Source organism: Streptomyces sp. NPDC088747 (genome assembly GCF_044751025.1).
Lineage (GTDB): Bacteria > Actinomycetota > Actinomycetes > Streptomycetales > Streptomycetaceae > Streptomyces.
Genome location: NZ_JBIVKZ010000004.1, coordinates 26,165 through 36,459, shown reverse-complemented (window position 1 = coordinate 36,459; position 10,295 = coordinate 26,165). Strand labels below are relative to the sequence as shown.

The window sequence follows — 10,295 nt, the reverse complement described above, 5'->3', positions numbered from 1 at the left end:
ACTCCCTCGCACACCACGGGAACCTCTGGAACCCGCCCCCACAGCCGCTTCGCCAGGAGGACGTCTTGAGCACCGCACCGCACAACGCCGGGTCCGCACAGGGTTCCGAGGGCGAGGGAGTCACGGCGGCTGCCTCCGCGCCGGACGAGGCCGCTGAGCCGACCGCGTCGGCGGCCGGGGCGTCGGCCAGGTCATCGGCCGCCGCGGCTTCCGTTCCCGGCGCTGACCCGGACGGTGAACCGTCGGCCAGACCTGTCGGCGGAACAGTCCCGAAAGCCGAGTCGGAAGCGGAGCTGGAACCGGAGTCGGAGGGATCGGAGGAGGCGGCAGGAGCAGCGGCGGCCGTGCCGGGATCGGAACCGGCCCCTGAGGCTGGGGCCGCCGGTGCCGCTCCCGAGTCCGAGGCCGCCGCCGAGCCGGACACCGAGTCGGCGACGACGGCGGCGTCCTCGGACCCGGCCGCCTCGCAGGCCGAGGGCGCGGACGGCGCCGCCGCCGCGGGCGCCACCCCTCAGGGCGAGGCCGAGGCGGCCACCGTCACCGCCGGGGACGGTTCCGACGCGGACACCGCACGCGCGGGGCAGCCCGGCCGGCCGCCGCGCACCATCCTGGCGGCCGCCGCGATAGCGGGCGCGCTGCTGGTGTCGGTCCCGTTCCTGATCAACATGCGCAACGACAACAGCGGCGGCATCCGGGTCGGCGGTTCCGGTGACGCCGCGGACACTGTCCTGACGGACCCCTTCGAGGACACCCCGGGCGCCTTCGAGTCGGCCGCCCCCGTGGCGGGCACGCGCAAGACCGGCTCCCCCGAGGCGAACGCGCCGCGTGGCAGGCAGGAGGACTCGACGAAGTCCGACAAGTCCGGAGGGTCGTCCGGCTCCGGCGGGGGCGGCTCGACGAAGCAGAACTCCAAGCCGGGCAAGTCCTCCTCGAACAGCGGCAGCGGCAGCGGTACGACGGGCGGCACCTCGTCGAACTCGTCCTCCACGTCCTCGTCCGATTCGTCCTCGTCGTCATCCTCGACCTCGTCCTCCGGCGGTGGCACGTCGAATTCCGGCACCTCCACCACCAAGCCGACCACGCCTGTGGTGGCCGGTGTCCTGGTCTACAGCCATGACAGTGGCCGGTGCGTCGACATCGTGGGCGACAAGGGCAAGGACGGGTCCCCGTTGGAGATCTACGACTGCAAGGGGAAGAACTGGCAGAAGTGGGACTTCCGGTCCGACGGGACCGTCCGTTCCATGGGCCTGTGCATGGACATCGCGTGGGCCTCGTCCGACAACGGGGCTCAGATCCAGCTGTCCAAGTGCAACGGCGGCTGGGCCCAGAAGTTCAAGGTCAACTCCTCGCACGACCTGGTCAACACGAAGATCGGCAAGTGCGTGGACGTCAAGGACAATGGGACCGCCAACGGCACCCGGTTGCAACTGTGGACCTGCAACGGCCACCAGAACCAGAAGTGGAGCAAGCGCTGACCGGACGGTGACGATCACACGGGACGACCACCCGGCCACCGTCGTCCCGCTGTGCGTCAGCCGGCCCCGCAGTCGGGGAGCAAGGCAGTCAAAAGTCGCCCTCAATCGTCGATGTGGGCGATCACCGTGTCGAGGGCGGCCTCCAGGGCGTCGGTGGTCTTCTGCGCCTGCGCGAGGAGGAGTCCGCCCTGTACGGCGGCCAGGAGCGCGAGGGCGAGCCGGTCGGCGTCGACCTGAGGGCGCGGGGCGCCCTGGGCGAACAGACTGAGCAGGCCTTCGCGGATCGCCGTGCCCCACGCGGTGAAGCTCGCGGCCAGGGCATCCCGTGCCTGCGGGTTGTGGTCGGACAACTCGCTGGACAGGCTGCCGAGCGGGCAGCCGCCGTCGCCACCGCGCTGCCGGGCCGCGTCGACGACGACATCGCGCCATGCACGCAGAGCGTCGAGACTGTCGAGGCGGGCCAGCATCGGGGCCTGGTTCGCGAGGATCGCCTCGGTCTGGAAGGTGATGACCGCCCGGGTGAGCTCGTCCTTGTCGGCGAAGTAGTGGTAGATCTGCGACGAGCTGACACCGGCGGCGTCGCGCAGCGCCGGGGTGCTCGTGCCGGCCGCTCCGTGCCGGTACATGAGATCCGCCGCCGTCGCGACGATCCGGTCGCGGGTCGCCCGGCCCTTGCTGGTGCTCGGCGTGTTCCGCCGCGCCGTTTCCGTCGCCACCACTCCTCCTGAAACTGGATTTGACGATCCAATCTTAGCCGCTTTAGTTTGGATAGCCCAATCCAATTTCAGAGGAATCAGAGGAAGAGGGCAAGAGCGTGGAAGAGGACAAGAGGATGGCAACGCCTTCCGATCCAGGCACGGTGTTGATCACCGGCGGTACGTCGGGCATCGGCCGAGCGGTCGCACGACTGCTCAGCCGTCAGGGCGCGCGCGTGATCATCAGTGGCCGTGACGAGTCGCGCGGCCAGGACGTCGCGACCGAGACCGGGGGACGTTTCCTCCGCGCGGACCTGGCCGACGCCGAAGACGTGCGGCACCTGGTCGCCGAAGCGGGCGACGTGGACGTGCTGATCAACAACGCCGGCTACTGGGAGCTGGGTCCGAGCGCGCGGACCACCGAACCGGGCTTCGACGCGATGGTCGCGGTCAACTTCCGCGGACCGTTCTTCCTCACCGCCGCGCTCGCTCCGAAGATGGCCGAACGCGGGCACGGGGCGATCGTCAACGTCTCGACGATGGTCGCCGCCCGCGGTGCCGCGGGCATGGCCGCATACGGCGCGAGCAAGGCGGCGCTGGAGGCGCTGACCCGGTCGTGGGCGGCCGAATACGGTCCCGCCGGGGTGCGCGTCAACGCTGTCGCGCTCGGGCCGAGCCGCACCGAGGTCACCAGGTCCATGGGCGACATGCTCGACTCTCTCGCGGCGGCAAGCCCTCTGGGCCGGGCGAACGAGCCGGAGGAGGTCGCCCAGGTCATCGCCTTCCTCGCCAGTGAGCGGGCCCGGCCTGTCACCGGCACCGTCCTGCCCGTCGACGCCGGACGCGTCTCCGCCCTCTGACCCCCGGTCTCCGCACCCTCTGGCCTCTTCCAAGGGAGAACATCATGATTCTGGTAACCGGCGCGTCCGGGAAGGTCGGCTCCGAAGCCGCCCGGCTGCTCGGCGCCCAGCACCGGTCCACGAGAGCGCTGGTACGCGACGCGTCCCGCGCGCCCCGAGCCGACGTCGAGGTCGTCACCGGCGACTTCGACCACCCGGACACGCTCGACGCGGCCATGCGTGGCATCGAGACCGTCATTCTGGTCAGTCCGGCCGTACCCGCACAGGAGATCGCGGTCGTCGACAGCGCCGTACGCCAGGGCGTACGGCACATCATCAAAGTCACGAGTAAGGCCTCGGCCGACTCCCCGGTCGAGCGCCGCCGCGGTCAGGCGCGGATCGAGGAGCATCTGCGAACCACCGGACTCCCCTGCACGCTGCTGCGGGCGAACGCCTACATGCAGAACCTCCTCGCCCTGGCTCCGACGGTCAGACAGTCGGGCGGGTTCCTGATGTCCGCCGGTGACGGACAGGTCGGCATGATCGATGCCCGTGACGTCGCAGCCACCGCGGCGAGGGTGGCCGCCTCACCCGAGGCACACGCCGGCCGGACGTACTGGCTGACCGGGCCGGACCTGATCACTTACGACGTCATCGCCGAGGAGTTGTCCGACGCCCTCGGACGCACGGTCGAACACCGCCGGACCACTCCCGCCGAGCACCGGGTGGCGATGATCCGGGCGGGCGTACCCGAGGCGGTCGCGACCTCCAACTCCCAGGCCTTCGGGCTGATCGCCGACGGCGACGCCGCATGGCTGTCCGACGAGGTCGCCTCGATCACCGGCACAGCACCCCGCCCGCTGCGCACCTTCATCACCGACCACATCGCGGCATTCACCTGAACACCAACACCCGCGTGCCGTCACCGACTTCGCGGTGGGCGGCTGCGGCGCGCTACCGCGGATAGTGAGTGGCCTCCGCACCCAGGACGTTCAGCAGAGCGAGGGCCTCGGCGTCGGGGGATCCCGGTGGTGCGGTGAAGAGGACGAGGTACTGGTCGCGGTCGGTGAGGGTGAGGGTGTCGCAGTCGACGGTGACCTCGCCGACGGTCGGGTGGCGGAAGGTCTTCGTGAGCATCGGCGGGGCCTGTACGTCGTGTCGATCCCATAGCCGCGTGAAGTCGGCGCTCGCATCGCGGAGTTCGTCGACGAGGCCGGTCACCACGGGATCGGTGGGGTAGCGGGCGAGGGTGGTGTGGAGCTGCGTCACGACGCTCAGCCGGAACTCGGCGGCGTCGGAGACCCCGTAGAGCGTGGTGTCTCCGGGCTGCGACCCGGAAAAGACCCTGCGTGCGAGATTGCGGTCCTCGGGTGCCAGCGGGGCGAAGTCCTCCATGAGCGCGGCGGCGAGGTCGTTCCAGGCGAGGACCTCGAACGCGGCGGACATCACGAAGCCTGCCGTCTGCGGCAGCCGCTCCAGGAGCGCGTGGATGCTCGGGCGGACGTCGCGCCGGTGCAGTCCGGTGCGGTTCGGCGCGGTGCCCGCGAGGACGTGCAGGTGGCCGGACTCCGCGTCGGTGAGCCGCAGCGCTCCGACGATCGCGGCCAGGACGTCGCCCGAGGGGCGTGGCGCCCGACCCTGCTCAAGACGGATGTAGTACTCCGTGGAGATGTGCGCGAGGACCGCCACTTCCTCGCGGCGAAGGCCTGGTGTGCGGCGTCGCGGGCCTGAGGCGAGACCGACGTCCTGCGGGCGGAGCCGCTCGCGACGGCTGCGGAGGAACGCGCCGAGTTCCTGTTTGTCCATACGCCCAGTGTGCGCGCGGCGCGGCGGCGGATCCTGGTACAGCCTGTGCCTGTATCCGCCCGGCAGCCGGCCGGACGCTGTTGCCATGACGAACGACACGAACACCACGACCGCCACGAACAACACGAACGACACGAACGCCACCCACAGCGCACCCATCGGCCTGCTCACCGGCAAGGTCCTGTTCATCACCGGCGCCAGCCGCGGCATCGGGGCGGCCGCGGCTCGGCTCTTCGCCTCCGAGGGCGCCGCCGTCGTGCTCGCCGCCCGCGGCACCGAAGCCTTGGACCGCGTCGTGAAGGAGATCCGTGCCGATGGCGGCGTCGCCGAGGCCGTCACCCTGGACCTCGCCGACCCCGCGAGCATCCGCGCGGCGGTGGACCGTGTCGAGGAACTGCACGGACGGCTCGACGGCGCCTTCAACAACGGTGCGATCGTCCAGCAGCGGCCCGGCCCGCTCGACACCACGAGCGACGCGGACATCGACGGGCAGTTCGCGGTGAACTTCCGCTCGCACTGGACCGCCATGACCGCAGAGGCCGCGCTCATGCGGCAGAACGGCGGCGGGGCGATCGTCAACACCTCCAGCATCGGCAGCCGCCGCGCGGTACCGCCCCTGCCCGCGTACGGCGCCATGAAGCGCGCGCTCAACAGTCTCACCGAGACCGCCGCGGTGACCTGGGCCCCGGAGGGCATCCGGGTGAACGGCATCGCTCCCGGCGGCACGGCCACGGAGATGATGGAGGAGTGGGAGGCGGCGACTCCCGGCATCATCGAGGCCAATACCGCGGGGACACCGCTCGGCCGCATGGCCGAGCCCCGCGAAGTCGCCGAGGCGGCCGCGTGGCTGCTCAGCGACCGGGCCTCGTACGTGACCGGCGCGATCGTCCCGGTCGACGGCGGCGCCGGCGCCTGAAAAGAAGCGCCCCGCACCCCGAGCCGCTCCTCTCGTGATCCTCGCGCCGAGGCTCCGAGCTCCTCGAACGCACGACGCGGTCAAGGGGCTCTGACACGTCATCGACACGTCATCCATAGGTCTCGTAGGTAATTTCGCCCGGCGAGAGCATACGGCCGCCTCCTGCCGTGAGGCCGGGAGACAGCAGCAGAGGGAGCACTCCGTGACTGAGCCGCACAACGAGCCCGCGGATCGTGAGGGTACGGATGCGCGCGGACACCGTCGTCACGAGCCCGGTTCACCCGGTTTCGCGTCGCGTCGTCGCTTCATGCGGAACGCGTTCGCGGCGGCGGGAGTCGCCGCGTTCGGCACGATGGCCGCGGTGTCCCGGGCGGGCGCGTCGTCGGATGCGTCGTTGACCGCCTCGACGGCCTCTCCGTCGGCCACGGCATCGGCTGTCCCCTCGGGTGCCCCGAGCGGTGGGACCGGAGGCCCGGGTGGCGGCGGGGGCATGGGGGTCAAGGACGCGTTCACGGGCGTGACCACGGACGGCACCGTGATCGAGGACCTGTACAGCATCCACCGGACCGGCGTGTCCACGAGGGAGAGCGTGGCCGCGGCCAAGGCATGGCTCGCGTCCCTCACGGCCTCTCAGCGCGAGGCCGTCGCCTTCCCCGTCCAGGTGTCCGACTACGCCCAGGACCAGTGGCGGCTGTGGACCAACGTGGACGGTGACCGCGACGCGGGTCTGAGCCTGCAGGACATGACGAAGGCCCAGCGTCTCAAGGCGCTGGCCATCCTGAAGGCGGGCATGAGCGCCCGCGGGCTGAAGAACGCCGACAAGGTCCGTCATCTCAACCTCTACGGCGGACAGTTGGTCGATCTCACCGACCAGTTCAACGACGAGCTGTACTGGCTGACCATCATGGGCACCCCGTCGGCCACGGAGCCGTGGGGCTGGCAGTTCGAGGGCCACCACCTGGTCGTCGACTACTTCGTCCTCGGCGACCAGGTCGTCATGACGCCGACCTTCATGGGCACCGAGCCGCGCGTCGCCAACTACGGCATCGACAGCGAGTACGAGGGCACGAAGAGCTTCGAGGACGAACTCGCCGCCGGTTACGGCCTCCTGCGCTCGCTGAGCGCGGACCAGCAGGCGGTCGCGGTCACCACGAGCGCCACCAGCGACCGGCACCTGACGGCCGGCGCGTACTCGGACAACGCGGTCATGCCGTACGAGGGCATCGCGGCCACCGAACTGACCTCCGCGCAACTGGCGAAGCTGTGGAGGATTGTCGAGCTGTTCGTCGGGAACGTCGACGAGGGCCACGCCAGGATCAAGATGGCCGAGATCAAGAAGCACAAGAACGACACCCACTTCTCGTGGCACGGCGCCACCACCGACGACACCCCGATGTACTACCGCGTCCACAGCCCCGTCGTACTCATCGAACTCGACTCCCAGGACCTCGGGCCCATCGGGAAGGCGGCGGGCTGGCCGACCGGAATGACTCAGCGTCACATCCACGCGATCATCCGCACCCCCAACGGCAACGACTACGGCAAGGATCTCCTCGCCCTGCACCTGGCCCTCGACCACTGACGAGACCGGCCGAGTGATCCGGCGGCACCCGCAACAAGGCAGGGCCTCCTGGTCGTGGGCATGACCGCTGCGATCGTCGGCATGCTCCTCGCTGCGCTCACCGCGGGCACCGGCTCCCGCGTCCTCCTGATGACCACCGCCGTCGTCCTGGGCTCGGCCTACGGCATTCTCCTGGTGAGCGGACTGCGGCTGACGGAATCGCTGGCCCCTCCGCGGCACGCCGCCACCGCGATCGCCGTCTTCTACAGTCTCGCCTACGCCGGATTCGCCTTCCCGGTGCTCGTGCAGACCCTGAGCACCCTGTGGAACCCGGTACCCGTCCTCCTCGCCGGTTCCGGACTCGCACTGGCCACCATGGCCACGACCTTCATGGCCTGGCCCCGGGATCCGCGGCGACGGTGAAGGTGGCGGTGGCGCGCGTGTGGCAAAGGCTCCGGCGGGCTCACAGTGGCGGGTTGCCGTGCTTGCGCAGCGGCAGGTCCGAGGTTTTGGTGCGCAGCATCGCCAGGGACCTGATCAGGATTTGACGGGTCTCCACGGGGTCGATGACGTCGTCGACCAGGCCGCGTTCGGCGCCGTAGTAGGGGTGCATGAGTTCCTGCTTGTAGTCCTTGATGAGACGCGCACGGGTGTCGTCGGGGTCGCCGGACTCGGCGATCTCCCGGCGGAAAATGATGTTGGCGGCGCCTTCCGCGCCCATGACCGCGATCTCGTTCCCAGGCCAGGCGTACGCGAGGTCGGCGCCCACCGAGCGGGAGTCCATGACGATGTACGCACCGCCATAGGCCTTGCGCAGGACCACCGAGACCCGTGGCACGGTGGCGTTGCAGTACGCGTACAGAAGCTTGGCCCCGTGGCGGATGATGCCGTGGTGCTCCTGGTCCACGCCGGGCAGAAAGCCGGGTACATCGACCAGGGTGACGATCGGAATGCTGAAGCAGTCGCACATCTGAACGAACCGAGCGGCCTTCTCGGCGGCGTGGATGTCGAGCGCACCGGCCAGCGACTGAGGCTGGTTGGCGACGACGCCGGTGACGTGTCCGTCCAGGCGGGCCAGTACACACACGATGTTGGGCGCCCAGGCCGCGTGGACCTCCAGGAGTTCGCCGTCGTCGGCCAGCTCCGCGATCACGTCGCGCATGTCGTAGGCCTGGTTGGGGCCGGCGGGCACCAGGTCCTGCAAGGCCGCCGTACGCCGGTCCGCCGGGTCGGTGGCCGGGTAGTGCGGGGGCAGTTCACGGTTGTTCGCGGGCAGCAGGGAGAGCAGAAAGCGCACGTCCTCCAGGCAGCTCTCCTCGTCGTCGTGCACGAAGTGCGCCACCCCGGAGGTGGCGGCGTGCACGTCGGCACCGCCGAGGGCGTCGTGCGTGACCTCCTCGCCGGTGACGGCCTGGACCACGTCCGGGCCGGTGACGAACATCTGGGAGGTGGGCCGGACCATGAACACGAAGTCGGTCAACGCCGGGGAATAGGCCGCGCCGCCGGCGGACGGGCCCAGCATCACCGAGATCTGGGGGATCACACCCGAGTTGCGTACGTTGCGCCGGAAGATGCCACCGTAACCGGCAAGCGCCGTCACCCCTTCCTGGATGCGGGCGCCGGCGCCGTCGTTGAGGGAGACCAGCGGGGCCCCCGAGGAGGCGGCCAGGTCCATCAGCTTGTGTATCTTCTCGGCGTGCGCCTCGCCCAGAGCGCCGCCGAAGATGCGGAAGTCGTGCGCGTACACGAATACCTTGCGCCCGTGGACGGTGCCCCAGCCGGTGACCACGCCATCGGTGTAAGGGCGCTTGGCCTCCAGCCCGAACCCGACGGCGCGATGTCGGCGCAACGGCTCGATCTCGTGGAACGTCCCCTCGTCCAGGAGCAGTTCGATCCGCTCCCGCGCGGTCAGCTTGCCCTTGGCGTGCTGCTTCTCCGTGCCCGCCGGATCGGGGCCTTGGCGGGCTTCCTCCTTGCGGCGCAGGAGCTCCGCCGACCCGGAGTCAGCGGCGTTTTCCTCGGTCACATACATGCTTCTCTCCCGTTCGGTGGCGGCGGCGACTGTCCGGTACGAGGTCGGGCGGGGCGGGGAGAGACCCGAGGGCAAGCCTCCGTACGCCCTCGGCGGCGGCCTCCTGACGGCGCGTCAGCACCTTTCCCGACCGCAGCGCAAGCTCGCCGGCGTCGCAGAGCAGGGCGTTCGCGAGCCGGCGCATCGATTCGCCCGCCGCCCCCAGGTCGAGCAGGGCCAGTCGGCCGGGATGCCGCGGCAGCAACGCGCGTACCGCCTCCCAGACGGCGGCCGGCGCGGGGTCCGGCGCCTCGTCGCAGGCGACGGCCGTAACCGCTCCGCGGGTCACCACGGTCAGGCGGCCGCCCCGGAAGCGATCGTCGTCCAGCCAGCGCCGCGCGAGCCTTGTCGTCCTTGCGGGGCCGGCCAGGTCCGGTGCCACGGGCAGTACGACGGCCGACGGCATCCGGGCCCCGCTCCTGAGCGCGCCGCCCAGCGTGTCCAGATTGGAGTGGAGTTCGACGCCCGACGCGGCCCCGGTCAGTGCCATGCCCATATGGAAGAGATCGGGACCCGCGATGGCCCAGCCGGCGCCCGAGGTCCCGTCCTGGCGCTCGAAGGCGTCCTCGGCGAGCGCGGTCCATCCGGGTGCCGGACGCGCGAGAGTCCCGGTCAGTCCGTGGAACGAGACGGCGACCGCCCGGTCCGGTGGTTCCTGCGGCCCGGACGACGCCGCGCCGAATGGCTTCAACATGGTGGTGAGCTCCCCCTGTTCACCCGGCGGGGTGCCGCCGTGGCGTCGGTGGTGGCTTGAGGTGTGGTCCGTGCCGGGAACACGTGCCTACTTCGAAGAGGGCACCGAGGAAACCGACATGAGGGAGAGCGCCCCGTATGGGGCGCGGGGAACCGCGCGACCGGCCACGTACGGCCCGCGGTTCCCCGACAACCTCAGGTTCTTTCATGTCTCGATCGCCCGGCAGTCGCCGCGCAGC

At 70.5% G+C, this 10,295-nt stretch carries 11 protein-coding genes; 6 read left to right on the top strand and 5 right to left on the bottom strand.

Annotated elements, in window-relative coordinates; genetic code table 11:
• Positions 1-65: 65 nt before the first annotated feature.
• Positions 66-1,475, top strand: coding sequence for a ricin-type beta-trefoil lectin domain protein (locus tag ACIP79_RS11585; RefSeq protein WP_401222184.1), 1,410 nt, complete (start codon positions 66-68; stop codon positions 1,473-1,475).
• Between the two features lie 101 nt (positions 1,476-1,576).
• On the opposite strand, the gene ACIP79_RS11580 is transcribed toward ACIP79_RS11585, so the two are convergent.
• Positions 1,577-2,191: a TetR/AcrR family transcriptional regulator gene (locus ACIP79_RS11580; RefSeq protein WP_401222182.1), complete on the bottom strand. Its 615-nt coding sequence runs from the start codon at positions 2,189-2,191 to the stop codon at positions 1,577-1,579.
• A 116-nt stretch (positions 2,192-2,307) separates the two neighbouring features.
• On the opposite strand from ACIP79_RS11580, the gene ACIP79_RS11575 reads away from it, so the two are divergent.
• The gene (locus ACIP79_RS11575) at positions 2,308-3,030 is read left to right on the top strand and encodes an SDR family NAD(P)-dependent oxidoreductase (protein ID WP_401222180.1); all 723 of its coding nucleotides are present in this window, start codon (positions 2,308-2,310) and stop codon (positions 3,028-3,030) included.
• A 44-nt stretch (positions 3,031-3,074) separates the two neighbouring features.
• Positions 3,075-3,911, top strand: coding sequence for an NmrA family NAD(P)-binding protein (locus ACIP79_RS11570; RefSeq protein WP_401222179.1), 837 nt, complete (start codon positions 3,075-3,077; stop codon positions 3,909-3,911).
• A gap of 52 nt (positions 3,912-3,963) precedes the next feature.
• Here the strand turns inward: ACIP79_RS11570 and ACIP79_RS11565 are convergent, their stop codons facing one another.
• Positions 3,964-4,815: a helix-turn-helix transcriptional regulator gene (locus ACIP79_RS11565; RefSeq protein WP_401222177.1), complete on the bottom strand. Its 852-nt coding sequence runs from the start codon at positions 4,813-4,815 to the stop codon at positions 3,964-3,966.
• Between the two features lie 85 nt (positions 4,816-4,900).
• On the opposite strand from ACIP79_RS11565, the gene ACIP79_RS11560 reads away from it, so the two are divergent.
• The gene (locus ACIP79_RS11560; protein ID WP_401222175.1) at positions 4,901-5,731 is read left to right on the top strand and encodes an SDR family NAD(P)-dependent oxidoreductase; all 831 of its coding nucleotides are present in this window, start codon (positions 4,901-4,903) and stop codon (positions 5,729-5,731) included.
• Positions 5,732-5,995: 264 nt separating this feature from the next.
• Here ACIP79_RS11560 and ACIP79_RS11555 read toward each other — a convergent pair whose 3' ends face one another.
• Positions 5,996-6,157: a hypothetical protein gene (locus ACIP79_RS11555; RefSeq protein ID WP_401222173.1), complete on the bottom strand. Its 162-nt coding sequence runs from the start codon at positions 6,155-6,157 to the stop codon at positions 5,996-5,998.
• Positions 6,158-6,221: 64 nt separating this feature from the next.
• Between ACIP79_RS11555 and ACIP79_RS11550 the strand changes: the two genes are divergently transcribed.
• Both ACIP79_RS11550 and ACIP79_RS11545 read left to right on the top strand, forming a co-directional pair.
• Positions 6,222-7,313 (top strand): DUF3500 domain-containing protein, encoded by a 1,092-nt coding sequence (locus ACIP79_RS11550; RefSeq protein ID WP_401222171.1) that lies wholly within the window; start codon positions 6,222-6,224, stop codon positions 7,311-7,313.
• A gap of 60 nt (positions 7,314-7,373) precedes the next feature.
• The gene (locus ACIP79_RS11545) at positions 7,374-7,715 is read left to right on the top strand and encodes a hypothetical protein (protein WP_401222169.1); all 342 of its coding nucleotides are present in this window, start codon (positions 7,374-7,376) and stop codon (positions 7,713-7,715) included.
• Between the two features lie 40 nt (positions 7,716-7,755).
• Here ACIP79_RS11545 and ACIP79_RS11540 read toward each other — a convergent pair whose 3' ends face one another.
• Positions 7,756-9,324, bottom strand: coding sequence for an acyl-CoA carboxylase subunit beta (locus ACIP79_RS11540; RefSeq protein ID WP_401222167.1), 1,569 nt, complete (start codon positions 9,322-9,324; stop codon positions 7,756-7,758).
• Complete coding sequence (locus tag ACIP79_RS11535) at positions 9,296-10,057, bottom strand: hypothetical protein (RefSeq protein WP_401222165.1); 762 nt, start codon at positions 10,055-10,057, stop codon at positions 9,296-9,298. Before ACIP79_RS11535 ends, ACIP79_RS11540 begins: the two co-directional genes overlap by 29 nt.
• Between the last annotated feature and the right edge of the window lie 238 nt (positions 10,058-10,295).

Excerpts from the sequence above, each read along its gene's own strand:
- ACIP79_RS11575 (WP_401222180.1), top strand. The coding sequence starts at position 2,308 with ATGGCAACGCCTTCCGATCCAGGCACGGTGTTGATCACCGGCGGTACG.
- ACIP79_RS11570 (WP_401222179.1), top strand. The coding sequence starts at position 3,075 with ATGATTCTGGTAACCGGCGCGTCCGGGAAGGTCGGCTCCGAAGCCGCC.
- ACIP79_RS11565 (WP_401222177.1), bottom strand. The coding sequence starts at position 4,815 with ATGGACAAACAGGAACTCGGCGCGTTCCTCCGCAGCCGTCGCGAGCGG.
- ACIP79_RS11560 (WP_401222175.1), top strand. The coding sequence starts at position 4,901 with ATGACGAACGACACGAACACCACGACCGCCACGAACAACACGAACGAC.
- ACIP79_RS11550 (WP_401222171.1), top strand. The coding sequence starts at position 6,222 with ATGGGGGTCAAGGACGCGTTCACGGGCGTGACCACGGACGGCACCGTG.
- ACIP79_RS11545 (WP_401222169.1), top strand. The coding sequence starts at position 7,374 with ATGACCGCTGCGATCGTCGGCATGCTCCTCGCTGCGCTCACCGCGGGC.
- ACIP79_RS11540 (WP_401222167.1), bottom strand. The coding sequence starts at position 9,324 with ATGTATGTGACCGAGGAAAACGCCGCTGACTCCGGGTCGGCGGAGCTC.
- ACIP79_RS11535 (WP_401222165.1), bottom strand. The coding sequence starts at position 10,057 with ATGTTGAAGCCATTCGGCGCGGCGTCGTCCGGGCCGCAGGAACCACCG.